Genomic DNA, 24,333 nt, shown 5'->3' with positions numbered 1-24,333 from the left:
CGCCGCTCTCGCACACTCTGTTACATCAAACAGTGTCAAATACCGCAATCAGATTGGACCCAAGTATGAAACAAGACGTTTTTGGACAGATGAACACCTTGGCGCAGCCGGAAGCTGTCGAAGCCTGGAATGGTGTTCTGCTTGGGTTCATGGCACATGCCGCGGTTACGCCCCAACATCTGGGCAAAGTGCTGGAGCTTGAGCCCGATTTTGCTTTGGGCCATGCCGTTAAAGGCCTGTTCATGGCCCTTCTCGGTCGGCGCGAGATGATGGCGGTTGCAGTCGAGGCTTTGGCGGCTGCCAATGCTGCGATGAAACGACAGCCCGTCTCGGCGCGCGAGCGGCTGTTTGTCGATGCTTTGGGGCTGTATCTGGCGGGCCAACTGACACAGGCGGTGCAAAAGTTCGAAGCGGTCCTGCGCGACCATCCGCAGGATACGTTGGCGATGAAACTCAGCCACGCGACCCGTTTCGTTCTGGGCGATCCGGACGGAATGCGCCGTTCGATCGAACGGGTTATGCCTGCATATGAACCCGATCACCCCGGTCGGGGTTATCTGCTGGGCTGCCATTCCTTCGCGCTGGAAGAAACCGGAGCCTACGAAAAGGCCGAAATCGCGGGACGTCAGGCGCTTTGGATGGTGTCCGATGATGCCTGGGGTCTGCACGCGGTGGCCCATGTCCATGAAATGACCGGCAACGCGCAGCTGGGCCTTGACTGGCTGGCCGGGCGCGAGGCGGCCTGGGCCCATTGCAACAACTTCCGCTATCACGTCTGGTGGCACAAGGCCCTGATGCATCTGGATCTGGGTCAGGTCGATCAGGTGATGGACCTGTATGACAACCACGTCCGCAAGGACAAAACCGACGATTACCGCGACATCTCGAACGGAACTTCGCTTCTGATGCGGCTTGAATTAGAAGGCGTAAATGTCGGAAATCGCTGGGAAGAACTGGCTGACCTGAGTGCCGCACGCACCGAAGACGGCTGCCTGATCTTCGCCGATCTGCATTACCTTTTGGCACTGACAGGCGACAATCGCGTCGACGCCACAGCCAAAATGCTGAACCGCATGAGCAAGGATGCAGCGCGTGCCAATGACGACACCACCCGCCGTATGGCTGATCCCGGTGTCGCGGCCGCCATGGGCCTTGAAGCCTTTGGTGACGGCCATTATGGCACGGCATTTGATCACCTGTTGGCAGCGCGCGGTTCAATGCAACTGGCTGGTGGCAGTCACGCGCAACGTGATGTATTTGAACGCATTACCATCGATTCCGGGCTTCGGGCCGGTCGTCTTGATGCGGTTGAACGCATTCTGGATGACCGTCGCGCCAAGCGCGCCGGGGGTGAAGACAATTATGCCATCGCGCGCCGCGCCCTGATTGATGCGGCACGCGACGGCGGAGACATGCAAAGCGTCCCCGCCGAATAACAAGACGACCAAGAAGGACAGAGACCGTATGGCGACCATATCGCCCGCTGCTGATTTTGCACCCGTCGCAGCCCCGGCTGCGGCCCCCGCTCGCACGCGTGACCCGCGACTGGATTTCTATCGCGGCATCGCGATGTTCATCATCCTGATCGCCCACATTCCCAATGATCCTTGGGCGAATTGGATCCCGGCGCGCTTTGGGTATTCGGACGCAACCGAGATTTTCGTGTTCTGTTCGGGCATGGCCTCGGCCATCGCCTTCGGCGGGGCGTTCCTGTACAAAGGCTGGTGGATGGGCACGGCCCGAGTGGCCTATCGCATCTGGCAGGTTTATTGGGCCCATATTGCCCTGTTCTTCTTTGTCGCCATGACAATGGCAGCGCTGGACCTGACCGGCGCGTTCGGGAAAACCTATGTCTCGTCCCTGAACCTTCAGCATTTCTTCAATGATCCCGCCCCGCAGATGGTGGGGATCTTTACCCTGACTTATGTACCGAACTACTTTGACATCCTTCCGATGTATCTGGTGGTACTGGCGCTGATGCCGCTCTACATCGCGCTGTACCGTGTCAGTTTCTGGCTGATGGCGGCTGCATCTGTGACCATCTGGTGCATCACTCAGACCGGCGCGCTGGCCCTTCCGGCCGAGCCTTGGTCGGATCGGCAATGGTTTTTCAACCCGTTTGGCTGGCAATTGCTGTTCTTCACCGGATTTGCCTTGATGCGCGGATGGATTCCCGCTCCACCAGTATCGAAATCTCTGGTCTGGGCGGCTGCCTTGTTCCTGATCCTGTCAGCTCCGTTTGGATCTTGGAAGGTCTTCCTCTGGGTTAACAGCGCTGCGCCTGAGTTAGGCGCTGCGATCCGAAAGATCTGGCCACTGACCGACGAATTGCGCGACAAGACCGAGTTTGGTGCGCTGCGATATGTCCATTTTCTGTCACTGGCCTATCTGGGCTGGGTCGCGGCAGGCGAACATGGTCACCGCCTGATAGCGACGGGTCACGGAATAGGCGCGCGTGTCTGGCAATTCCTTCTGACTGTCATCACCAAAGTCGGTCAGCAATCCCTTGCGGTGTTTGTATTTTCCATGGCAGCAGCACGACTTATCGGCGTTGCCCTCGATCAAGCTGGGCGGGATGTTGCCACCGTCTTTGTCGCCAACATAATTGGCTTTGCCATGATCATCGGTGTGGCCTATCTGGCAGCTTGGTTTAAGTCTCAACCCTGGAAATTGAAGAGATGAATTTCACCCGTCGCGCATTCCTAGTCTCGACGACTGCCTTGGCCTTTGCCCCATCGGCCTATGCGACCGGGGGCGCAGTCCCCTTTGACCGCGACCACGTGATCGAACTGGCCCGCGAACTGGCCAGCCGCCCCTATGCGGAACGCGAAATGGTTCCACAAGAATGGCAGGATCTGACTTACGAACAATATCGCTCGATCCGTTTTCGACTGGACCGGGCGTTGTGGTACGAAACCGAAACGCCATTCAACGTCGATTTCTTCACACCGGGCCTGTATTTCCCCCGGACCGTCAAGGTGGAAACGGTCGAAAATGGCATGACAACACCAGTCGATTTCGATCTGGGGATGTTCGACAAATCCGAAGATGTGCCGCAATTGCCCATCGACGAGACGCTGGGCTTTTCAGGCCTGCGGCTGCGGACCGAGATGCACCGCCCCGGCAAGACGGATGAGTTCTGCGTCTGGCAGGGTGCCAGCTATTTCCGCGCTATTGGTCTGGACGAGGTCTACGGTCTGTCGGCACGCGGTCTCGCCCTGAAAACAGGCGACCCGGATGGCGAGGAATTTCCTGAGTTCATCCGTTTCTGGCTGGAGCGCCCCAAGCCCGGCCATCGGAATATGGTCGTACATGCGCTGATGGACAGTCCCAGCGTGACTGGGGCCTATCGCTTCAATGTCACGGCGGGGGCGGATTGCATTATCGACGTCGAGGCCACGCTGTTTCCCCGCGAAGACCTACCTCATGTAGGTATCGCGCCGGGCACCTCGATGTTTCTGTTCGACCAGACCAACCACAGCCGGTTCGACGATTTCCGTCCGGCCGTCCATGACAGCGACGGGCTGTTGATCCGCAATGGCGCGGGCGAGGTGTTGTGGCGTCCACTGGCAAACCCGGCCCGCCTGCAAATATCGTCTTTCGTTGACGAGAACCCGCGCGGCTTCGGGCTGATGCAGCGCAAGCGCGAGTTTTCGGACTATGCCGACCTTGAGGCGAATTATCACAAGCGCCCGGGCCTGTGGGTCGAGCCTCGGGATGACTGGGGCAAAGGCACCGTTACACTGGTCGAGATACCGGCCGATCAGGAAATCTATGACAACATCGTCGCCTATTGGCGTCCGACAGAGCCCTATGCGGCAGGCAGTCGGGTTGACCTGTCCTATCGTCTGATCTGGGGTGAGGAGCCTCAGCGCACTCCGATGCCACGGGTGACCAACACCGCCATGGGCGAAAACACCTTCGGTGAGGGGCGTTTGGCCGTCATCGATTTCGAAGGCAGCGATTTGTTCGATGATATCGAGGCGATCAGTGTCTTCGTGGATTCCCCTCATGCCGAGACCTCGGACGGTGTTCTGCAACGCAACCCGGATACGGGTGGATTGCGTCTGGCGTTTTCGTTCCAGCCTGATGGGCGCGATCATGTCGAATTGCGCGCGCAACTGCTGAAAGACAAACAGCCCGCCTCTGAGGTGTGGCTTTACCGATGGACCATATGAACCGCGATCTGCATATCATGCCGCCTGAAGCACCTCTGGCGATGCCCGCGCAGAATTTCAGCGTGGGGTTCCACGATGCCGATGCCCCGTCGGGCACAGACACGGGCGCGGCTGGATTTTGGCGCGCGCTTGCGTTTTCACCGGCGATGGTGGCGACATTGGGCCTGCTGTGGATCATGAGCGACTGGTTCAGCGCCCAGGGGATCAATCTGATCGAGGGCATCCTGTTGGCGCTAATCTCGTTCAACTTCTTCTGGATTTCGTTCACGGTCTGCACCGTTCTGCTGGGTATGGTTTCGCTGTCGCGACAGGATCGTCCGCAGCGCAAGCGCACAGCACAGCCCCTGCGCGTGGCCCTTTTGACACCGGTATACAACGAAGTGCCATGGAACGTACTGGGCAACGCCCGCACCATGCTTGAAGATTTGCAGGCACGCGGTGGGCAGCATCACTATGCCATGTTCATCCTGTCCGACACACGCGACCCTGAAATCGCGGCACAGGAACAAGCCAGCGTCGAAGCCCTGCGCACCACGCTCGCCCCGGGGCTGGAGTTGTATTACCGCCGCCGCGAGCAGAACACCGACCGCAAGGTGGGTAACATCGCCGACTGGGTCAGTCGCTGGGGCGCAGACTGGGACGCGATGCTGGTTCTGGATGCGGACAGCCTTATGACCGGTCGCGCCATACATCGGCTGACCGATGCGCTGGCGCGTGATCCCGGTGCCGGGCTGATCCAGAGCTATCCGCAACTGATCGGCGCGCAATCGGTTTTTGCCCGTATGCAACAATTCGCCAATGGGGTCTATGGCATCGCCTTTGCCGAAGGGTTGGCGCGCTGGTGCGGACAAGAGGGCAATTATTGGGGCCACAACGCCATAATCCGCACCAAGGCTTTCGCCACCAGTGCCGGACTGCCCAAGCTGCGTGCGTTCAACGGTCAGGACAAGCTGATCATGAGCCACGATTTCGTCGAGGCTGGATTGCTGCGCCGTGCCGGATGGGCGGTGCGGTTCCTGCCGCGCATTCGGGGATCTTACGAGGAAACGCCCCCCACACTGATCGATCATGCGATGCGGGATCGGCGTTGGTGCCAGGGCAACCTGCAACACCTGAAACTGCTGGGCTCGACTGGATTCCGGGCCGTCTCGCGTTTTCATATGTTCCACGGTGCCGTAGGATACCTGATGTCACCGTTGTGGTTTGCGCTGCTGTTGATGTGGGCACTGATTGGTCAGGGCAAAGACGCCTCTGTCCTGCATTACTTCAGCCCCGATAATCCGCTGTTCCCGCAATGGCCGGAAATGTCGGAAACCCGGCACGTTCTGATCATTCTTGTGATGTATGCAATGCTGCTGGCACCCAAGGTGCTGGGAGTTCTGGCTTTGCCGCTAAGCGGTGTGCGCTACTCCGAATTCGGAGGCGGCCTCAAGTTCCTGACCTCGTTTCTGGCCGAGGTCATTCTGTCGATCCTGTATGCGCCGATCCTAATGGTGCAACAGATGATCGCCGTTTTCCGGACAGCACTTGGCATTCAGCGGGGCTGGTCGCCGCAAGCACGCGACGGTGGCAGTTACGGATTGCGCACGCTGCTTCTGTGTCACGCATTGGAAACCGTCAGTGGCATAGCCTTGAGTGTTGGTATCCTGTCCGGGCTGGTCTCGATCTGGCTGGCTCCGATTGCCATCAGTCTCGCCCTTGCCATTCCGCTATCGGCACTCAGCGGTGTTTCGGCCGGTGCCGCACGCCGGATGGTCGGAATGCGCGAGGATTTCCGCGAACCTGCCATCACCCGGTCGGCCCGGCGTTACCGGGCCGAGCTGAAGCAACTGGTTGAAGGCAAGATCAAGATGACCCCGGCAGAGTGATCAGCTGCCGGGAAGCCCTTCGTACCACTCCACGACCATATCAGCCCAACCGGCTGGAACTGTATGACCGCCCGGGAACAAGGCAAACTCCAGCGCGCTGCCTTTGGCACAGGTGGTCCAGCGGCGGCGCATGAAATTCCCCGTTGTGCTAAAGCCGGCCGGTTTGTGATCGACGCAGCCATTTGCCTCGCGCCAGATTTCGAGCCCGGCATAGATATCGCCCTGCTGAAACCGGCCACCGCCCAGTACGCGCCCCTCAAGCGGTACCACGTTGTCCGTCCAGCCATGGGTATGAAACATCCGGATCGGACCCTTGCAGGTTTCCGGGTGTGGCCGCCAGAATCCTCCGGACACCGGAACATATGCTGAAAATGTCTCGGGCGCCTTGCAGGCGAGATAGTTGACCATAAAGCCACCAGCCGAAAACCCGCCCAGCATGACCCGGTCCGCATTGATTCCAAACCGGTTTTCTGCGTCCTGAACCACTTCGGATAGAAACGCGGTTTCATCCCGTTCGCCAAATCCAGGAATAAAGTTCCAGCTTTTTCTGCCGCCCCGGTTGGGCCTTTCCGAACCTTCCGGTGCCATCACAGCATACCCCCGCGCCAGCAGAGGTTCGACCATCCCGCGATTTCGCATCGTGCCAGATCCACTGCCGCCATACCCGTGCAGAAACACCACCAATGGCGGGTTTTCCGCATCGGGCAATTCGATATGATACGCGCCCAAGGAGGTTTCGCAAATTTCCCCGTGATCAGCACAATCCGCCAAGGCCAACTGCGCGGTGAAGGCAAATACTGCTGCCAGGCTGATTTCCCTGATCATCCTGCATCCTCACTGTATTTACGGACCGGTAAACCGGTCCTTACCCATCCCGGCCCGGCCGCCGAGCCCAACATACCCTCGGGTACGTCGATGATATTTGTGAATCCGGCTTCAATCAAACGATTGCTGAGGCGCGCGGACCGCACCCCACGGGCGCAAATCAGCGCCACGGGCGCAGCCTGATCACCGCCGGTCATTTGTGTCAGAACGTCGACGAAATCCTCGCGGCGCATGTCCAGCGGTACCGCGCCCTCGCCTATTCCCGAGGCACGCCACTCGCGCGGTGTGCGGATATCAACCAGCAGAACGCGCCCGTCCGCGGCCTGCTCATGGGCGTCGGCCACACTGATCCGGCCACCGCTGTGATCTTCAGGGATCAGTCTGTATTGCCTGATCGCAAACCCGGCAGCAATCGCGGCACCGCCACCAATCAATAGCCACCGTCGGGATCGGTTCGTTTTTTCGGCCACGCCTCAGCCTCCTGTTCGCTGATGCTGGTTCTAGCACAACCACACAGCAAGTTGCGCGGTGAAACACAGCTCGCAGATCAAGATCGCGTCATTAATGCGCAGCGCCGCCAATGCCTTGGTGATCCGTTGGAGCCCGGCAAAAAAGTTGCCATCTCTGGACAGTCGGCAAAATATCCTTACAAAATTGACCTCACCCTGACCGCCCAGACCGGAGTATCGCACTTGTCCCTATTCCTTATTGCGGCCCTTCCCTTCCTTGGTGCTGTATTTCCCGCACTGCTGATCCGCGCGGGCCGAAATGCCGCCGCATCCGCAGCCGGGTTGACCACATTTCTGGCCCTGATGGGGCTGCTGATCCACATCCCTTCGGTCATGCGCGGAGACGTCGTGACTGCCCGGTTTGACTGGATACCGAGGTTGGGCCTGAACGCGAATTTCATGCTGGACGGGCTGGGATTTCTTTTCGCCTTGCTGATCCTTGGCATTGGATTGCTCATCATCCTCTACGCACGGTTCTACCTGTCGCGCGAAGATCCGATGGGGCAGTTCTATACCTATCTGCTGCTGTTTCAGGGGGCGATGGTTGGTATTGTCCTGTCCGACAATATCCTACTTTTGATTGTTTTCTGGGAACTTACATCGCTCAGCTCATTCCTGCTGATCGGCTATTGGAAACACCTGCCCGATGGCCGTCAGGGCGCGCGCATGGCTTTGGCCGTCACCGGCTCGGGCGGGTTGGCGATGATCGCCGGGATGCTGATCCTCGGCAATATCGTTGGATCCTATGACCTGAGTGTCATTTTGCAGAACAAGGAGCTGATCCAGGCGTCCCCCTACTACCTGCCGGCGTTGATCCTGATCCTGCTGGGCGCTTTCACCAAGTCGGCACAGTTCCCGTTTCACTTCTGGCTGCCCCATGCAATGGCCGCGCCGACGCCGGTATCGGCCTATCTGCATTCGGCCACCATGGTGAAGGCCGGTCTGTTCCTAATGGCGCGGATGTGGCCGGTTCTGGCGGGAACAGATGCCTGGTTTTACATCGTGGCCACAACTGGTCTGATCACCATGCTGCTGGGTGCGGTCATCGCGCTGTTCAAAGATGACCTGAAGGCGCTGCTGGCCTTTTCGACCGTATCCCATCTGGGCCTGATCACCATGCTGTTGGGCTTTGGCACTAAAATTGCCGCCGTGGCCGCCATTTTCCACATCATCAACCATGCGACCTTCAAGGCCGCCCTGTTCATGACCGCCGGAATCGTGGATCACGAGACCGGTACGCGGAACCTGAAACGGCTGGGTGGCCTGCGCCACCTGATGCCGATCACCTTCACCATCGGCACCATCGCGGCCCTGTCCATGGCGGGTCTGCCGCCGCTGAACGGCTTTTTGTCGAAAGAGATGATGCTGGAAGAGACCGTTCACACCACCTGGTTGCATTCACATTATCTGGTTCCGGGGCTGGCACTTTTGGCAGCGCTGTTTTCGGCCGCTTATTCTTTCCGCTTCGTCAGCCATGTTTTCCTTGGACCCAAGCGAGAAGACTATCCCAGCCATCCGCATGACCCGCCTGTCGGGCTGTGGCTGGCGCCCGCACTGCTGGTTGTACTGGTCGTCCTGATCGGTCTGAATTCCGCCGTGATCGTTGGCCCCCTGATCGCCGTGGTTTCCAGCGCGGTGATAGGCGGCGAGAAGCTGCCGTATTACTCGCTCAAACTGTGGCATGGCTTCACGCCCGCACTTTACATGTCGGTTGTTGCGACATTGGGCGGCCTTTTCCTGCTGGCGCTGCACAAACGCGGCGAGCAGGTCTGGAATGCCCTGCCCCGGCCCGAGGCCAAGGTAATCTTTGAGGCTATCATCGACGCGCTGACCAGATTAAGCCGCTGGATAACCGATGAGATGCATAACGGTGTTCTCAGCCGCTATGCGATCATCTTCGTCGCTTTCACCGTGGGCCTTGGTTATTACGCCTATTCGACAGGAACCATCGGCGTGGAAACCCGCGTTCCGCTGCCAGCGCAGATCATTCCGATCATCGGCTGGATTTGTCTGGTGGGCGCAACGCTTGGTATCATGTGGTTCCACCGGAACCGCCTGTTGTCGCTGGTGTTGATCGGCGTCGTGGGCCTGATCGTTTCCATCGCGTTCAACTATCTTTCCGCTCCGGACCTTGCCCTGACGCAAATCTCAGTCGAGGTGGTAACGATGATCTTGTTGCTGCTGTCGCTGAACTTCCTGCCGACCGAGACGCCATGGGACAGCAGCGCAGCGCGACGATGGCGGGATGCCGCGATTTCCGTCGTTGCAGGTCTTGGCACCGGCGCGCTGGTCTACGCGATGATGATGCGCGATTTTGCATTTCCAACGATTTCAGATTTCCATCTGGCCAATTCCTACAAGGGCGGTGGCGGCACCAATGTGGTCAACGTGATCCTGGTCGACTTCCGGGGTTTTGATACGTTTGGAGAGATCATCGTGCTGGGCATTGCCGCGCTGATTATCTTTGCGCTGACGGAATCCGTGCTAAGCACCAATGTCCGCAGTTACCTGCTGAATCGCAAACCGCACTGGCCGCAGTCTGGTGATTCACACCCGCTGATGATGGTTGTGGCGACCCGCGTGATGATGCCGATTGCGCTGATGGTCGGAGCCTATATTTTCTTCCGTGGGCACAACCAGCCCGGCGGCGGATTTATCGCCGGGCTGATCGTCGCCATCGCCTATCTGATGCAATACATGGCCAGCGGCTATACTTGGGCGATTGAGCGGCAGCGGTTTTATTACCACGGCACCATTGGCTGGGGCGTGCTGATCGCTGCGGCCACGGGGCTGGGGGCCTGGTTCAATGAACGCCCCTTCCTGACCAGTGATTTTGGCTATCTCCACTGGCCCCCGCTTGAGGAATTCGAATGGGCCACCGCCATGCTGTTTGACACGGGCGTGTTCCTTGCGGTTCTGGGTGCGGTCATGCTGGCGCTCGACAGCCTGTCCCGCTTTGCGTGGCAGCCCGGAATGGCACAGGAATTCCCGATGGATATCAATCCCCTGCGGGACTCTCCACCGGAACAAGAACAAGAGAAGGAGCAGGCCTGATGGAAGCGCTCGTAGCCTCTGCCGTCGGTATCTTGACCGCTGCCGGAATATTCCTGATCCTGCGCCGCCGGACGTTCCCTGTCATTCTGGGCCTGTCGCTGATCACTTACGCGGTCAACGTGTTCCTGTTCGCGACCGGGCGTCTTGCGCTGAACGCCCCCCCGGTTCTGAACAAATACAAGGACGTTGCTTACACCGATCCTCTGCCACAAGCGCTGGTGCTGACCGCAATTGTGATTTCCTTTGGAATGACCGCGGTGATCGTGATGATCTCGCTCAGCGCGTACCTGTCCTCCAAGGATGACCATATCGACATGACAGCGCAGGACAGCGTGGACGCAGCAGGAGAAGACGCATGAACCACTGGATCGTTGCGCCGATCGTCCTGCCCGCGATCCTGGCTCCGTTTAGCATCATGGTCCTGCGATACCATCTGGATCTGCAGCGCATCTTTTCGGTCGCCGGTGTTGTGGCCTTGCTTGGGATTGCGCTGACAATCACAGCGCAGGCTTCGGGCGGAGATATTCAGGTTTACGAGCTTGGAAACTGGCCCGCCCCGTTTGGCATTGTCATGGTGCTGGATCGAATGTCAGCTATGATGGTTTTGCTGACAGCTCTGCTTGCCTTGCCGATTGTGCTTTATGCCATTGCAACAGGCTGGGATGATCGGGGCAAACACTTCCACGCCCTGTTCCATTTTCAGCTTATGGGTGTCTGCGGCGCATTCCTGACCGGAGATGCCTTTAACCTTTTCGTGTTTTTCGAAGTTCTGCTGATCGCCTCTTATGGCCTGATGACCCATGGTGGCGGTGCGGTGCGATTGAAGGCGGGTGTGCAATATGTGGCTTACAACCTGTTGGGATCGACTTTGTTCCTGTTTGCGTTGGGCACGATCTATGGCGTGACCGGGACACTGAACATGGCGGATATCGCCATAAGGGTTGCCGAAATCCCGACCGAGGATACGGCATTGTTGCGGGTTGGCGCAGTCCTTTTGTTGCTGGTCTTTTGCATCAAGGCCGCCGTTCTGCCCCTGCATTTCTGGCTACCTGCCAGCTATGCCAATGCGCCAATGCCCGTCGCGGCCCTGTTTGCAATCATGACCAAGGTCGGGGCTTACTCGATTCTGCGGATGTTCACATTGGCCTTTGGCCCCGATGTCGCAGCGACAGAAGGTCTGGTGGGTGAGTGGTTGCAACCTGCTGCACTTGTCACTTTGGCTGTCGGGGCTATCGGCATTCTGGGGTCAAAACATATCGCCCGCATGGTGGCGTTCTGCGCGATTGCATCCATGGGCACCCTGTTGATCGCGATCTCGCAATTTACGCCTGATGCGACAGCCGCGGCGCTGTACTATGTGTTCCATTCGACGCTGGCGACAGCCCTGCTGTTCCTGGTTGCCGATCTGGTGATGGCGCGGCGCGGCGGGGCCATCGCACCAACGCCACCCATGCCGCAAAGCGGGCTGGTGTCTGCACTGTTCTTCGTGGGGGCGATTGCGATGGCGGGAATGCCGCCCTTGTCCGGCTTTATAGGCAAGCTGCTTGTGCTGGACGCCTCGCGCGATGCTTCGGATGCCACGGCGGTCTGGGCCGTGATTCTGATCAGCTCATTCGTCACAATAATTGGCTTGGCCCGAGCCGGAACTTTGATTTTCTGGAAAAGCTACGACACTCAGGCTGTTCCGATAGCTGAACCAGCGGAAAATGAAGCTGCCCCCGCACCGGTCGCACCTGAACCAAAACCCGGTCTGGCCTTTACTGCCGTGTTTGGCGCCGTAGCCGGCCTGATCCTGCTGACATTGTTCGCGGGCCCAGCGCTGGAATATACAAGCCAAACCGCAGACCAGCTGTTTACGCCTGCAAACTACATCTCTGCTGTATTGGGAGGGGCCGAGTGATGAAACTACTGCACCGGATATTTCCGCACCCACACCTGACCATTCTATTAACGATCGTCTGGATCCTGCTGGCGAACAAGCCGTCACTGAATTCTCTGGTCTTTGGCCTGATCCTCGGGATCATCATTCCCTTTGTCACACAACCTTACTGGCCCGACCGGCCCAAGCTGCGCAACTGGCCCATGGTCGCCGAATACATGATCGTCGTGCTATGGGATATTGTCGTTGCAAATATTACGGTGGCCCGGATCGTTCTGTTCAAACGCAATGAAGACCGGCGGCCCAACTGGGTTAGCATTCCGCTGGAGCTTCGGACACCCGAAGCCATAACCGTGCTGGCCGGGACCATCACGATGACGCCCGGCACCGTCAGTTGCGACCTGTCAGCACAGGGGCACAATCTGCTGGTTCATTGCCTGGACGCGCCGAACCCAGATCAGGTGCGCGACGAAATCAAGCAGCGCTATGAACGTCGCCTGAAGGAGATTTTCGAATGATCGAATACGCAATCTACTTTGCATTTGCCTGTTTCGGCGCGGCGATCATGATGTGTCTGTGGCGGATCATCACCGCGGATGGCGTTGGGACCCGGGTTCTGGCTCTGGATACAATGGTCATCAATACGATTGCCCTGATGATCCTTTATGGCCTGTCGAAAGGGACCGAGATTTTCTTTGAAGCGGCCATGATCATCGCGATGCTGGGTTTCGTCTCGACCGTGGCATATGCGCGCTTCATGCTGCGCGGCAACATCATCGAATGAGGGTGATATGACATTCATTGCAGAGCTGCTGATCGCCGTTTTCCTTATAATCTCGGGTGTTTTCGGGTTTGTCGGGTCCTTCGGCATGATCAAGCTGAATGACCCTATGTCCCGCCTTCACGCACCGACCAAGGCGACAACTTTAGGCGTGGGTGGGGTGTTGCTGGCTTCGATCACCCATTCCGTTCTGCTGGAAGGCAAACTGTCGCTGCACGAGCTTCTGATCACGCTGTTTTTATTCCTGACGGCTCCGATCACGGCCCTGTTCATTGCAAAATGGCATATTCACCGTCATGAACTGCCCAGCGACCTGCCCGATGCTGGCGAGGATGAGCTTTGGGCCACCCACGCTGTCGAGCAGGTCGAGGATGTTCCGGACCACAGCGCGAATTAACACAAATGCACACATCTCCGCTGCCCCTGACCCGTGATCTGGTTTTAATTGGCGGCGGCCACACCCATGCTCTGCTGCTGCGCAAATGGGGAATGAGCCCTTTGCCCGGCGCGCGGGTAACCGTGATCAACCCCGGCCCCACCGCTCCCTATTCCGGGATGTTGCCCGGATATGTCGCCGGACATTACGACCGGTGGGAGCTGGATATCGATCTTGTCAGACTGGCCCGTTTCGCAGGTGCGCGGGTGATCTTGGGCACGGTCAATGGCATCGATACCGAAACACACGAAGTGCATGTCCTCGGGCATCCTCCGGTAGGCTTCGACGTGGCTTCGGTCAATGTAGGGATCACGTCGGACATGCCCGCCTTGCCAGGCTTTGCGGAACATGCAGTGCCAGCCAAGCCGCTGGGACCTTTTGCTGCGAAATGGGCCGAGTATCTAAAGGGTCAAGGCCCGGCCTCGGTCGCTGTGATCGGTGGCGGCGTCGCGGGCGTCGAACTGGTCATGGCGATGGCACATGCGTTGAAGGCCAGGGGGCGGGCGGCACAGATTACCCTGATCGATAGGGCCTCGGCCCTGACTGCAACCAAACCCAAGGCGGCGGCAACAATCCGGATTGCAATGCATGACCTTGGTGTGGAGGTGATTGAAAACGCGGTGATCACCCGGATCGGGCAGGATCACGTGGAACTACAGGACGGGCGCACAATTCCGGCTGGTTTCGTGACCGGTGCCGCCGGAGCCCGCGCCTATGACTGGATCGCAAACACAGGGCTTGACCTTCAGGACGGACACATCCGAGTGAACGGCTGCCTGCAATCCAGTGATCCCGCTGTGTTTGCCGCCGGGGATTGCGCCCATCTTACGGACAACCCCAGACCGAAGGCTGGTGTCTATGCGGTGCGCGAAGCGCCGGTTTTGTACGATAATCTTCGCGCAGCGCTCGGCGCGGGACAGATGCGAAAATACACACCGCAAAAAGATTATCTCAAACTGATCTCACTGGGTGGCAAGTCAGCACTGGCCGAGCGTTTGGGAACATCGTTCAGCGGCCCGTTGATGTGGACATGGAAGAACCATATCGACCAGACCTTTATGAACAAGTTTCGCGACCTGCCGCAAATGACACCGCCCGCCCTGCCACGCGTCCGGGCAACCGGGCTTGATGAGGTTTTGGGTGAAAAGCCCATGTGCGGCGGATGTGGAGCAAAGGTCGGGCGCGACGCATTGCAACTCGCCCTGAAATCCCTCCCCGCCCCTGCTCGTACCGACATCACCGCTCTACCCGGCGACGATGCCGCGCTTTTGCAAACAGGCGGGGCGCAGCAAGTCATGACGTCTGACCACCTGCGGGCTTTCACCAACGATCCCGCACTTATGACGCGGATCGCTGCCGTTCACGCCCTGGGGGATATCTGGGCCATGGGGGCCGCACCTCAGGCGGCCACGGCAACAATCATCCTGCCGCGCATGTCTGCCGCCCTGCAAAGCCGCACAATGTCCGAAATCATGTCAGTCGCGAGTGACGTCATGCGGGCTGCGGGCGCGGAAATCGTGGGCGGGCACAGCTCAATGGGCGATGAGATGACTGTCGGTTTCACGCTGACTGGCCTGTGCAAGGCTACCCCGATTACATTGGCGGGTGGTCAGCCGGGGGATCGCCTGATCCTGACAAAACCCTTGGGAAGCGGTGTTCTGATGGCGGCGGAAATGGCTGGTCTTGCCGAAGGGGCCTGGGTCGCGGCAGCCTACAAACATATGACACAGCCCCAGGGCGATGCAGCCCGCATTTTGGCCAACGCCCATGCGATGACCGACGTGACCGGGTTTGGTCTGGCCGGGCATCTGCAAGGCATCTGCGACGCATCGCATTGCGGCGCTACGCTTGAACTGGACGCGGTAAAGGTGATGGACGGCGCGCTTGCGCTGACGGATCAGGGGGTCCGGTCAACGATTTTTGCCGACAACAACGCGATTGCGCCCGATCTTCCGTCCGGGGGCAAGGCGGCGCTGCTTTTTGACCCGCAAACAGCCGGGGGTTTGCTGGCCGCCGTGAATGCGAAGGACGCCGAAACCCTTTTGCAAGATCTTCTGGACGCGGGATATACGGCAATGATCATTGGCCAGCTGACCGACACACCGGGTTTGCGCCTTCAAAGCTGATCCAGAAGGCTTTCAATTTGCGCGGCCGCGTTGCTCAGCCCCGTGTTGTCCAAAGTTTCCACATCAAAACTGGCCAATACCTGCACCGGGCGGGATTGCCGGGATTTGGCGTATGCGGGATCATAATGCTGTTCCATCAAGGCCCGTGTCAGCGCCTGTTTTTGACCCGCATCAATCAATCGCAGCCATCCGTCAACGACCTCATGCCCGCGATGGAACCGCAGCGGTGACAACCGGTCCCGCAATCGGTCACTGTCAGACAGAATGTCGTCATAAGCCCGAACCAAGTAGGCAGAACGGGCTTCAATTGAAGCCGTAATGTTCACACGCGGAGCCTTGCACAACGCGTTCCAAAGGCTGGGCGGCAGGATCAAGCTGCCAATTTTGGATGATTCCGCTTCGACCACGACTGAACGCGCCGGATCCATTGAACACAGCGCAGCGGACAGGGCAGATTCAAACCCCTTCTGACTGGGCTGCCCCCCTGGCCTTTCGCCCAGCAAGGACCCGCGATGGTTGGCCAGCGCTTCAAGGTCCAGAATCTGTACGCCTCGTGCGTGCAACAGAGCCAAAAGATCGGTCTTTGCGGTGCCCGTGTAGCCATCCAGTGCGATCAGCCGATGTGGCAAGGGATCATCGTACAAATAAGCGTTCACCAATCGACGGTAGGTACGATAGCCGCCGTCTACCACTTCGGCGCGCCAGCCAATTTGCTGCAACATCCATGTGAATGATCCGGAACGCTGTCCACCGCGCCAGCAATAGACCAAGGGGCGCCACGCTCCGTCATGATGGCTGAGGTGGTGTTCGATGTGATTGGCTGCATTGCGGAATACCATAGCAGCACCCAGCTTGCGCGCCAGAAAGGGGCTGTCCTGTACATAAATGGTTCCGACCCGGGCGCGTTCCTCGTTGTTCAGCACAGGCAGGTTTATTGCACCCGGCAGATGATCTTCGGCAAACTCGGCAGGGCTGCGAACGTCGATCACGGTATCATACCTGTGCGCGTAAAGTTGGGTCAGGTCAGGAAATTTCAGAGCCATGCCGAAGGTCTAGCTTGCCGCGTTTCCAAAGAAAAGGTCACGCGTCACAAGGTTCGACCAGCTCTGGCCCGCTGGCCCGGTTCGAGTTCACCGCAGGCCCGACCCGGTGGAAGGTCAACACATCCTCGTTCCCCGGCTGCATCAGCCGTGCGGCCCCTTTTCCGGCTTCACCCAACCACAATGGCCAGTCATTGGGTTCTACGATCAAGGGCATTCGCTGATGAATGACCTCAAGCCTTTTGCTGGCAGCCGTCGTCACGATAGCACAGGTGCCCTGCCGTTCGCTTTCAGGGCCCCAGTCCTGCCAGACCCCGGCAAAGGCAATGGGAGCTTTGTCCTGACGGTGGATATACCAAGGCAGGCGCGTTCCCTGTTCCGTTTTTGTCCATTCATAGAACCCAGTCGCTATGATCAGGCAGCGGCGCGTCCGGCAGGCATCGCGAAAGGCGGGCTTGTCCGCCAGGGTCTCGGCCCGGGCGTTGATCAGTAACGGCCCCGCCGTTTCGGTCTTGTACCAATGTGGCAGAAATCCCCAGCGCAGCGCATCCAGATGGCGGCCTGTTTCGCCGCTACGCACGACATGTACCTGATTTGTCGGACAAACATTGAAATTCGGCACCACAGGTAGCGCATTTGCCGGGCGCGCCGAAAACAGCTGCGCCATTGCGTCGTTGGGAAGAGTTATTGCAAACCGTCCGCACATGGGTAATGAACCACCGATACATTCTTGATACAGGCACAGGATCTCACGGGGTCACATGGAATACCAGACAACGCAATCCCTCAAGAGCAAAGCACTGGCGCTTCTGGAAGCAGGCAAGCTGCCGCAAGCTTTGAAAAAGGCCCAGCTGGGTGTCAAGAAATTCCCAAAAGACTCGGATTATCATGCCATCGCCGGCTTTGTTTTGACCGAGATGAAGCAATACAAGAAATCAATTCCGCATTTTGTTGAAGCCTCGCGGATGAAACCGGACGACCTGCAGTTTGTCGAAAACCTGGCGAATGCATTGATGCAGACCGGGCAAATTCCTAAAGCCCTGGACTATACCGAACAAAAGCTGGAGCAATTCCCCAACAACCAGGAATTGAACCGCGTGCTGGATGAAATTCACCTCAAAGGCACCAATTGGCGCATGATGATCGAACATGCGAGCAAGAAGCTGGAGAGCGATCCAGACAATGTGGACCTTCTTGCAAAACGGGCCAGAGCTTACGCCAATATCGGCTTTGACGATGAAAACTCGCGGGATGTCGCCCGCGCCTACGAGTTGGACCCCGAGAACACAAAGATTGCCCTTATTAAGTCTGTAAACCTTCACCAAACGGGTGAAAAGAACGAGTCCAAAGCAATACTGAGGCGCGTTCTTCAAAACGAACCCGAGCATATGTCGGCTTTGCTGCAATTATCGGCAATTGCAACCACAGAAGAAGCTCCGGAACTGCTGGAAGCCGTAAATAAAGCCATCTCCGAAAAGGGAGGTGATAAGCTGGAGCTCCAGTTCGCCAAGGCGCATTTGATTTCAAAGTTAGACGGGTTGAATGCCGCCATGCCGCATTATGCGCGGGCCAATGAAATTCAGCACCAAGGCAACCCCTATGTCCCGGCAGATGAAGAGGAAAAACTGTTCCGGATCACCAGCTTGTTCCCTGTCGATTCCGATGCACCAGAGTCCGGCTTTGCCGAGGGGCCAGCACCGATCTTTGTACTGGGTCAACCCCGCTCGGGCACGACATTGATGGAAATGATGCTGAGTTCAGCCCCCGGAATTTCCGGTTGCGGCGAACTGACTTTGGGGGCCGATCTGTCGCGTGAGTATGAGAAAAAAGGCCAGAAGTATGACGCTGCCAAAGCGTCCGAGCTTGCGCGGGAATTCCTCGAATTGATGCCGCCCATTCCGGGCGACTCTGTCGCCTTTGTCGACAAGATGCCTCACAATTATCAACGTATTGGATTCCTGCTGTCTGCCTTCCCAAAGGCAAGGATTATCAACATGCTGCGCGATCCGCGTGATGTTGGATTGTCCAAATGGATCAGATGTTTTCCTGCGGGCGGAATGCGCTATGCCTCGAATATGCAGGCCATCGCCCATTCGGCAAATATGTATCGTCGTTATATGGCGCATTGGGATACCGTGTTCGGAAATCGTATTCTGACGGTACCTTACGAAGAACTGGTGGCCGACCCGAAAACCTACAGCCAGCAGGTCGCTGCGTTCTGCGATTTGGAGTGGACCGAAACGATGATGCACCCCGAGAAAAACACCAAACAGGTACGTACGGCAAGCATCGATCAGGTGCGCAACAAGATCTCGACCAAGTCTATCGGCGGCTGGCGCGGGGTTGCTGAGCACATCAAACCGATGCTGGACGGGTTCGATCCGAAACTCTGGCCGGAATATGATTTCAGCTGATCCGTTCCCAAACAAAAAAGCCGCATCACAGGGATGCGGCTTTTGTCTTTGTCGTGAACCCAGTTACTTCTGTTTGATACGCCCGTCTACATAGGGCTGATAGGGCGCATTTTCCGCCAGGTATTCCGCGGTGACATCCGCAAGGTCCGGGCCGAAGTCATAGGCGTTCTTGTCATCGCCTTCGAACATCTTGTACCCGTCACCACCGTTGCGGACGTAGTTGTTGGTGACGACCAGGTAGGTCTTGTTCGGGTCGATCAGAATAAAACCGTCACCCTCGGCAATCATCACCTCGCTGACGCGCCCCTCGTTCGGTGCCACGCTTGGGTCCCAGGTAAAGCTAAGACCGGCGACCTGCGGGAATCGGCCTTTCACTTCTTCCACCTGACTTACGCCATTTTCGAGTGCGTCAATGACACCCTGTCCGCTGATTTCAAAGGTCGACAGTGTATTCTGGAAAGGCAACACCGTCAGAACCTCGCCCATAGTCACATCACCGGGATCGATAGAAGCCCGCAACCCACCCGAGTTGGCAATGGCAATCTGAACGCCCTGATCCGCCACACGCGCCAGCATCGCATCCGCAACCAGGTTACCCATCTGGCATTCCTGCACGCGGCAAATTGAGCGATCCCCTTCAATGGCTTCTGCAGCGCTTGCAACAACCTTGTTGCGGATTTCATCCAAAGGCACCGCCAGTTCCGCAATCCGGTCCAGCGCGGCCTGATCCTCGGTCACTGCGTTGTCCATGATCAAAGGCTCGCCAGCTGCCTCGATCACTTTGCCATCGTCATCGAAAGTGACGTTCAATTCGCCCAGAAACTTGCCATAGGCATAGGCCTGAACGATCTGTACGCCGTTTACCACTGTTGGGTACGGACCTGCCGCCTTATCCGACACATTCGAAAGATACGTGTTCGAATGCCCGCCGACGATCACGTCAACACCAGTCGTCTCTTGCGCGACACGCTGATCGACGCCATAGCCGGAATGGCTGAGAACGATGATCTTGTTGACACCCTCACCTGTCAGTTTATCGACTTCGGCCTGCACAGCTGGCACCGGGTCCGAAAACGTGACATTGGGGCCGGGCGAGGCAAGCTCATCCGTGTCGATTGGGGTCAGGCCGATCAAGCCGATCTTCTCGCCGCCTACTTCGATAACGGTCGATTTCTTGATCCTGTCCGTCAAAAGCTCTTCGTCGCGAATATCAGCGTTGGACATCAGAACCGGAAAGTCGACCGAGTCGATGAACCCTCGCAACACTTCGGGGCCGTCATCAAACTCGTGGTTGCCAACGGTCATGGCGTTATAGCCCAGCTTGTTCATGAACTCGGCTGCGACCTTGCCCTTGTAATAGGTATAGAAAAGGGACCCCTGGAACTGGTCACCTCCATCCACCAGAATCGAATTCTCTGCCCGTGCGCGCGCGTCGGCAACTGCCGTTACAAGGCGCGCCGATCCGCCAAAGCATTTGCCTTCTGCATTGTCTTCCTCACCGCAACCGCTGTCGTATTTGTTGATCGGCTCAAAGCGCGAATGGAAATCGTTGGTGTGCAGAATTGTCAGCTTGTAATCGGCTGCTGCGGCACCCGCCGTCAGGCCCACCACCGCGACCGAAGTTAAAAATCGGGTCAACATCTTGGAACTCCCTGTTATTATTGCCGGGGATCGTGCGCTTATGTCGACCGAGAGTCAAAGGAGAAATCCAGCTTGATTCCAAGCGCCGTGCGGGGCATCAGGTCATCATGCTGATCTACAAGATTTTCCGAGCCGTCGAATGGGCTGAACTGCAAAGTCTGGGCGCCACAGACGGAGCACCCATTGACGTGTCAGACGGGTTTGTTCACTTTTCTACCGCTGAACAAGCTGCTGAAACCGCTGCCAAGCATTTTGCGGGCGTTGAAGGGCTTACGCTGTTGGCCTGTGATGCCGATGCCATGGGCGATGACCTGAAATGGGAAGTGTCGCGAGGAGACGCCCTGTTTCCACATCTGTATCGTCAGATCAGGTTAAGCGACGTTGTCTGGGCGCGACCCCTGCCTTTTGTCGGCACGGCACATCAGTTTCCCGAGGACATGGCATGATATCTTATGTCGATCCGGATCGCGGCCAGTTCGAGGCGTTCAAGGCCCTGGACCGCGACCAGCCGATCGAAATGCTCAATCTGGTGAAGTTCCGCGCCGAGGCGCAGTATCCCAAATCACATGAATTGGCGGGCGCAGGGTTGACCGGGGCGCAGGCCTATCAGAAATACGGGACTGAAACCGCCCCAATCATTGGCCGTATCGGGGCAAGCATCCTATGGCGGGGTGTCTTTGAAACGACACTGATCGGACCGGCTGATGAGGTATGGGATGCCGTCTTTATCGCACGCTATCCGACTGCATATGCGTTTCTTGAAATGGTGACCGATCCGGCCTACCGGGCGGCGGTGGTCCATCGGCAGGCTGCGGTAGAGACCTCGCGCCTGATCCGGTGCGGATCAAGCGAAAGCAGGAAAGCGTTCGGATGAAACTGACCGAGAAATTCGGGCTTGCAGCCCTGCACTGCATGGACCCCGAAACCGCCCACGGGATGTCGATCAGGGCTTTGAAGGCGGGGCTTGCGCCTGCGCCGGGGCCGGTGACAACGCCGCGCCTGAAAACAAGCCTTGCCGGGTTGGACCTGCCTAACCCGGTAGGATTGGCCGCGGGCTTCGACAAAAACGGTGAAGTTCTGACGCCGCTGTCGCGCGCAGGGTTCGGTTTCATCGAAGTCGGGGCCGTCACACCGCGCCCGCAACCGGGAAACCCCAAACCACGCCTGTTTCGCCTGACCGAGGACAAAGCGGCGATCAACCGTTTTGGCTTCAACAACGAAGGCATGGAGGTGATGGAAAAACGGCTTGCTGATCGCCCCCAAAATGCGGTGATCGGCCTGAATCTGGGCGCCAACAAGGACAGCGAGGATCGCGCGGGTGATTTCGTAAAGGTGCTGGCGCATTGTGCCGCGCATCTGGATTTTGCCACGGTCAACGTGTCATCCCCGAATACGGAAAAGCTGCGGGATTTGCAGGGCAAGGCGGCGCTAAGCGCGCTTTTGAACGGTGTGATTGAAACCCGTGATGCGCTGCCTCGCCCACTGCCCATCTTCCTGAAAATCGCGCCGGACCTGACCGATGCCGAGTTGCAGGACATTGCCGATGTTGCGCGCGAGACCCGTGTGGATGCCGTGATCGCCACCAACACCACCCTGTCGCGTGACGGGTTGCGCAGTTCGCACAAAGGTGAAACCGGCGGATTGTCCGGCGCACCGCTGTTCGAGAAATCAACACGTGTTCTGGCACGGCTCAGCCAGTTGACCGGAGGTGACATTCCCCTGATCGGCGTGGGTGGCATCAGCAATGCGGAACAGGCCTATGCCAAGATTTGCGCCGGGGCATCTGCTGTGCAGTTCTATACGGCGATGGTGTATGGCGGCATTTCTCTGGCGGCTGACATTGCGAACGGGCTGGATGAACTGCTGGCCCGCGACGGCTTTGAGAATGTAGCCCAAGCCGTCGGCAGCAAACGAGAGGACTGGCTATGATCGAATATTGGCACAACCCGCGCTGTTCAAAATCCCGCGCTGGTCTTGCATTGCTGGAAGAAAATGGTGCACGGGTCACGGTGCGCAAATATCTTGAGGATGCACCATCAATTGATGAGCTGCGAGCGGCACAATCCGCCTTGGGGCTTTCGCCCGTTGAGATGATGCGTACCGGAGAATCCCGGTTCAAGGAACTGGGGCTGACAAAGACCTCGCCAGACGACGCCCTGATCCGGGCCATGGCTGAAAACCCGATCCTGATTGAACGTCCGCTTGCCATTGCGGGCGATAAGGCTGCCATCGGGCGTCCACCGGAAAACCTTCTTACGCTGCTCTAGGCCACCTGCGCCTCGAGCTTGGGATAGCGCCACCCCAAAGTCACGCCACGTGCGATGTTAAGCACCATCAACGCGGCCCACAGGCCGTGATTTCCGAAACTTGGCACCAGAATGAACAGCGCAACCAGATAGATAGCGACCGATTGGAACATCGCGCTACGCATGGCCCGGGTCCATGTTGCACCTATGTAGATGCCGTCAAACATCCAGCTTGCCACGCCGATAACGGGTGCCAACGCGGCCCAGACAAGAAACTCGCGCCCGGCCTCGCGCACCTGCGGCGATGTTGACATGAGGTCGATCAACGCCGGTCCGGCGACAAAGAAAACCACACCCAGTAACAGGGCACCCCCAACACCCCATTGCGAGGTCATGACAGACGCGCGGCGCACCTGATACCTGTCTCTGGCACCCACCGCGCTTCCGACCAGCGCCTCGGCGGAAAAGGCGAACCCGTCCAGCGCGAAAGCCGTGATTTCAAGAAACTGAAGCAAGACCTGATTGGCCGCCAGATTGACATCACCCAGATCCGAACCGACGAAAAGAAAGGTCGTGAAGGATCCGGTTAGCAAAACCGACCGGATCATGATATCGCCGTTGACCTGCAACATCCGGCGCAGTCGGGCAGCGTCAAATATGCGGGCCCAGTCACGCCAGATTCCGTCTTCGAACCCATCCCGACACAGCCAAAGGCCCAGCGCCAGACCTGTCCATTCCGCGATCAAAGTGGCTATGGCAACCCCTTCGACACCCCAGCCAAGACCAAGCACAAACCACAGGTCCAGAACGATGTTCAATCCGTTCATCCAGACCTGAAGAACAAAAACCCCACGCGTGCGTTCAACCGCAATCAACCATCCGGTAACCGCATAAAGCGCGATAGTTGCTGGCGCCCCCCAAATTCGAATCTCAAGATAGGCGCGGGCGAGCGTTTCGACCTCGGGGCTCGCCGGAGATAAAGCGAACGCACCCGCGAACACGGCCACTTGTGTAAGGATAAAGAACAGCCCAGCCGCGCCGCCAAGCATCAGGCCGCGCATCAGCAATGCCCGGGTTTCAACAGCGTCGCCTGCCCCGCGTGCCTGCGCCGCCATCCCGGTGGTTCCCATCCGCAAGAAACCGAAGATCCAGTAGATCGTTGACAGGATCACTGCACCGATCCCGACCGCACCAATAGGCGCAGCCTGCCCCAACTGGCCGACAACGCCGGTATCAACTGCCCCCAGAATCGGAACGGTGGCGTTCGACAGGACAATCGGCACAGCGATCTTCAGTACCCGTCGATGCGTGATGGGCGCCGAGGCGTCCTGCATGG

General features: G+C 58.1%; 22 protein-coding genes. 16 read left to right on the top strand and 6 right to left on the bottom strand.

Going from position 1 to position 24,333, the window contains the following annotated elements; genetic code table 11:
* The first annotated feature begins 65 nt into the window (after window positions 1–65).
* Genes ACR0CE_RS00240 through mdoH form a run of 4 tightly spaced genes read left to right on the top strand, consistent with a single transcriptional unit; the run spans window position 66 to window position 6,046 of the window.
* On the top strand, window positions 66–1,436 hold the full coding sequence (locus tag ACR0CE_RS00240; RefSeq protein WP_480830343.1) for a tetratricopeptide repeat protein: 1,371 nt from the start codon (window positions 66–68) through the stop codon (window positions 1,434–1,436).
* 28 nt (window positions 1,437–1,464) lie between these two features.
* Window positions 1,465–2,682, top strand: a complete 1,218-nt coding sequence (locus ACR0CE_RS00235) for an OpgC family protein (RefSeq protein WP_480772919.1) — start codon at window positions 1,465–1,467, stop codon at window positions 2,680–2,682.
* A complete protein-coding gene (locus ACR0CE_RS00230; protein WP_480830341.1) occupies window positions 2,679–4,178 on the top strand; it encodes an OpgD/OpgG family glucan biosynthesis protein in 1,500 nt (499 codons plus the stop codon). Before ACR0CE_RS00235 ends, ACR0CE_RS00230 begins: the two co-directional genes overlap by 4 nt.
* Window positions 4,175–6,046, top strand: coding sequence for a glucans biosynthesis glucosyltransferase MdoH (gene mdoH / locus ACR0CE_RS00225; RefSeq protein WP_480831196.1), 1,872 nt, complete (start codon window positions 4,175–4,177; stop codon window positions 6,044–6,046). Before ACR0CE_RS00230 ends, mdoH begins: the two co-directional genes overlap by 4 nt.
* On the opposite strand, the gene ACR0CE_RS00220 is transcribed toward mdoH, so the two are convergent.
* Together ACR0CE_RS00220 and ACR0CE_RS00215 are read right to left on the bottom strand one after the other, a co-directional pair.
* Window positions 6,047–6,871, bottom strand: a complete 825-nt coding sequence (locus ACR0CE_RS00220) for a CE1 family esterase (RefSeq protein ID WP_480830339.1) — start codon at window positions 6,869–6,871, stop codon at window positions 6,047–6,049. It lies immediately after the preceding gene.
* Window positions 6,868–7,341 (bottom strand): rhodanese-like domain-containing protein, encoded by a 474-nt coding sequence (locus ACR0CE_RS00215; protein ID WP_480485185.1) that lies wholly within the window; start codon window positions 7,339–7,341, stop codon window positions 6,868–6,870. Before ACR0CE_RS00215 ends, ACR0CE_RS00220 begins: the two co-directional genes overlap by 4 nt.
* A gap of 222 nt (window positions 7,342–7,563) precedes the next feature.
* Between ACR0CE_RS00215 and ACR0CE_RS00210 the strand changes: the two genes are divergently transcribed.
* From ACR0CE_RS00210 to selD, 7 genes are read left to right on the top strand one after another with little or no spacing between them, the layout of a single operon-like run.
* A complete protein-coding gene (locus ACR0CE_RS00210; RefSeq protein WP_480830336.1) occupies window positions 7,564–10,434 on the top strand; it encodes a monovalent cation/H+ antiporter subunit A in 2,871 nt (956 codons plus the stop codon).
* Window positions 10,434–10,793: a Na+/H+ antiporter subunit C gene (locus ACR0CE_RS00205; RefSeq protein WP_209503290.1), complete on the top strand. Its 360-nt coding sequence runs from the start codon at window positions 10,434–10,436 to the stop codon at window positions 10,791–10,793. Before ACR0CE_RS00210 ends, ACR0CE_RS00205 begins: the two co-directional genes overlap by 1 nt.
* Window positions 10,790–12,334 (top strand): monovalent cation/H+ antiporter subunit D, encoded by a 1,545-nt coding sequence (locus tag ACR0CE_RS00200; RefSeq protein ID WP_480485183.1) that lies wholly within the window; start codon window positions 10,790–10,792, stop codon window positions 12,332–12,334. Before ACR0CE_RS00205 ends, ACR0CE_RS00200 begins: the two co-directional genes overlap by 4 nt.
* Window positions 12,334–12,831: a Na+/H+ antiporter subunit E gene (locus ACR0CE_RS00195; RefSeq protein WP_267365959.1), complete on the top strand. Its 498-nt coding sequence runs from the start codon at window positions 12,334–12,336 to the stop codon at window positions 12,829–12,831. The genes ACR0CE_RS00200 and ACR0CE_RS00195 overlap by 1 nt, the downstream gene beginning before the upstream one ends.
* On the top strand, window positions 12,828–13,097 hold the full coding sequence (locus ACR0CE_RS00190) for a K+/H+ antiporter subunit F (protein WP_209503286.1): 270 nt from the start codon (window positions 12,828–12,830) through the stop codon (window positions 13,095–13,097). Before ACR0CE_RS00195 ends, ACR0CE_RS00190 begins: the two co-directional genes overlap by 4 nt.
* A gap of 7 nt (window positions 13,098–13,104) precedes the next feature.
* Window positions 13,105–13,491, top strand: a complete 387-nt coding sequence (locus ACR0CE_RS00185) for a Na+/H+ antiporter subunit G (protein ID WP_209597047.1) — start codon at window positions 13,105–13,107, stop codon at window positions 13,489–13,491.
* Between the two features lie 5 nt (window positions 13,492–13,496).
* Window positions 13,497–15,656 (top strand): selenide, water dikinase SelD, encoded by a 2,160-nt coding sequence (gene selD / locus ACR0CE_RS00180; RefSeq protein ID WP_480830334.1) that lies wholly within the window; start codon window positions 13,497–13,499, stop codon window positions 15,654–15,656.
* Here selD and mnmH read toward each other — a convergent pair.
* Window positions 15,647–16,699 carry a tRNA 2-selenouridine(34) synthase MnmH gene (gene mnmH / locus ACR0CE_RS00175; RefSeq protein WP_480830332.1) on the bottom strand — a complete coding sequence of 351 codons (1,053 nt, stop codon included), beginning with the start codon at window positions 16,697–16,699 and terminating at the stop codon, window positions 15,647–15,649. The genes selD and mnmH overlap by 10 nt on opposite strands.
* Window positions 16,700–16,736: 37 nt before the next feature.
* Entirely contained in the window at window positions 16,737–17,402 is a 666-nt protein-coding gene (locus ACR0CE_RS00170; RefSeq protein ID WP_480558296.1) for an SOS response-associated peptidase, read from the bottom strand.
* Window positions 17,403–17,457: 55 nt separating this feature from the next.
* On the opposite strand from ACR0CE_RS00170, the gene ACR0CE_RS00165 reads away from it, so the two are divergent.
* Window positions 17,458–19,110 (top strand): tetratricopeptide repeat-containing sulfotransferase family protein, encoded by a 1,653-nt coding sequence (locus ACR0CE_RS00165; protein ID WP_480830329.1) that lies wholly within the window; start codon window positions 17,458–17,460, stop codon window positions 19,108–19,110.
* A 63-nt stretch (window positions 19,111–19,173) separates the two neighbouring features.
* On the opposite strand, the gene ACR0CE_RS00160 is transcribed toward ACR0CE_RS00165, so the two are convergent.
* Window positions 19,174–20,751 carry a bifunctional metallophosphatase/5'-nucleotidase gene (locus ACR0CE_RS00160; RefSeq protein WP_480830328.1) on the bottom strand — a complete coding sequence of 526 codons (1,578 nt, stop codon included), beginning with the start codon at window positions 20,749–20,751 and terminating at the stop codon, window positions 19,174–19,176.
* Window positions 20,752–20,858: 107 nt separating this feature from the next.
* Between ACR0CE_RS00160 and ACR0CE_RS00155 the strand changes: the two genes are divergently transcribed.
* From ACR0CE_RS00155 to arsC, 4 genes are read left to right on the top strand one after another with little or no spacing between them, the layout of a single operon-like run.
* Window positions 20,859–21,197, top strand: coding sequence for a DUF952 domain-containing protein (locus ACR0CE_RS00155; protein ID WP_209503272.1), 339 nt, complete (start codon window positions 20,859–20,861; stop codon window positions 21,195–21,197).
* Complete coding sequence (locus tag ACR0CE_RS00150; RefSeq protein ID WP_480538200.1) at window positions 21,194–21,625, top strand: DUF1330 domain-containing protein; 432 nt, start codon at window positions 21,194–21,196, stop codon at window positions 21,623–21,625. Before ACR0CE_RS00155 ends, ACR0CE_RS00150 begins: the two co-directional genes overlap by 4 nt.
* Window positions 21,622–22,680: a quinone-dependent dihydroorotate dehydrogenase gene (locus ACR0CE_RS00145; RefSeq protein WP_480538202.1), complete on the top strand. Its 1,059-nt coding sequence runs from the start codon at window positions 21,622–21,624 to the stop codon at window positions 22,678–22,680. Before ACR0CE_RS00150 ends, ACR0CE_RS00145 begins: the two co-directional genes overlap by 4 nt.
* Window positions 22,677–23,018 (top strand): arsenate reductase (glutaredoxin), encoded by a 342-nt coding sequence (gene arsC / locus ACR0CE_RS00140; protein WP_209503266.1) that lies wholly within the window; start codon window positions 22,677–22,679, stop codon window positions 23,016–23,018. Before ACR0CE_RS00145 ends, arsC begins: the two co-directional genes overlap by 4 nt.
* Here the strand turns inward: arsC and ACR0CE_RS00135 are convergent.
* A complete protein-coding gene (locus ACR0CE_RS00135; RefSeq protein WP_480538206.1) occupies window positions 23,015–24,331 on the bottom strand; it encodes an MATE family efflux transporter in 1,317 nt (438 codons plus the stop codon). The two genes, arsC and ACR0CE_RS00135, sit on opposite strands and share 4 nt — an antisense overlap.
* Window positions 24,332–24,333: the final 2 nt, after the last annotated feature.

The sequence above is a fragment of the Ruegeria sp. L11 genome (assembly GCF_056531755.1).
This window is presented reverse-complemented; position numbering and strand designations above follow the sequence as displayed.

Coding starts and splice junctions, on each gene's coding strand:
- ACR0CE_RS00240 (WP_480830343.1), top strand. CDS start 66: ATGAAACAAGACGTTTTTGGACAGATGAACACCTTGGCGCAGCCGGAA.
- ACR0CE_RS00235 (WP_480772919.1), top strand. CDS start 1,465: ATGGCGACCATATCGCCCGCTGCTGATTTTGCACCCGTCGCAGCCCCG.
- ACR0CE_RS00230 (WP_480830341.1), top strand. CDS start 2,679: ATGAATTTCACCCGTCGCGCATTCCTAGTCTCGACGACTGCCTTGGCC.
- mdoH (WP_480831196.1), top strand. CDS start 4,175: ATGAACCGCGATCTGCATATCATGCCGCCTGAAGCACCTCTGGCGATG.
- ACR0CE_RS00220 (WP_480830339.1), bottom strand. CDS start 6,871: ATGATCAGGGAAATCAGCCTGGCAGCAGTATTTGCCTTCACCGCGCAG.
- ACR0CE_RS00205 (WP_209503290.1), top strand. CDS start 10,434: ATGGAAGCGCTCGTAGCCTCTGCCGTCGGTATCTTGACCGCTGCCGGA.
- ACR0CE_RS00200 (WP_480485183.1), top strand. CDS start 10,790: ATGAACCACTGGATCGTTGCGCCGATCGTCCTGCCCGCGATCCTGGCT.
- ACR0CE_RS00195 (WP_267365959.1), top strand. CDS start 12,334: ATGAAACTACTGCACCGGATATTTCCGCACCCACACCTGACCATTCTA.
- ACR0CE_RS00190 (WP_209503286.1), top strand. CDS start 12,828: ATGATCGAATACGCAATCTACTTTGCATTTGCCTGTTTCGGCGCGGCG.
- ACR0CE_RS00185 (WP_209597047.1), top strand. CDS start 13,105: ATGACATTCATTGCAGAGCTGCTGATCGCCGTTTTCCTTATAATCTCG.
- selD (WP_480830334.1), top strand. CDS start 13,497: ATGCACACATCTCCGCTGCCCCTGACCCGTGATCTGGTTTTAATTGGC.
- mnmH (WP_480830332.1), bottom strand. CDS start 16,699: ATGGCTCTGAAATTTCCTGACCTGACCCAACTTTACGCGCACAGGTAT.
- ACR0CE_RS00170 (WP_480558296.1), bottom strand. CDS start 17,402: ATGTGCGGACGGTTTGCAATAACTCTTCCCAACGACGCAATGGCGCAG.
- ACR0CE_RS00165 (WP_480830329.1), top strand. CDS start 17,458: ATGGAATACCAGACAACGCAATCCCTCAAGAGCAAAGCACTGGCGCTT.
- ACR0CE_RS00160 (WP_480830328.1), bottom strand. CDS start 20,751: ATGTTGACCCGATTTTTAACTTCGGTCGCGGTGGTGGGCCTGACGGCG.
- ACR0CE_RS00155 (WP_209503272.1), top strand. CDS start 20,859: ATGCTGATCTACAAGATTTTCCGAGCCGTCGAATGGGCTGAACTGCAA.
- ACR0CE_RS00150 (WP_480538200.1), top strand. CDS start 21,194: ATGATATCTTATGTCGATCCGGATCGCGGCCAGTTCGAGGCGTTCAAG.
- ACR0CE_RS00145 (WP_480538202.1), top strand. CDS start 21,622: ATGAAACTGACCGAGAAATTCGGGCTTGCAGCCCTGCACTGCATGGAC.
- arsC (WP_209503266.1), top strand. CDS start 22,677: ATGATCGAATATTGGCACAACCCGCGCTGTTCAAAATCCCGCGCTGGT.
- ACR0CE_RS00135 (WP_480538206.1), bottom strand. CDS start 24,331: ATGCAGGACGCCTCGGCGCCCATCACGCATCGACGGGTACTGAAGATC.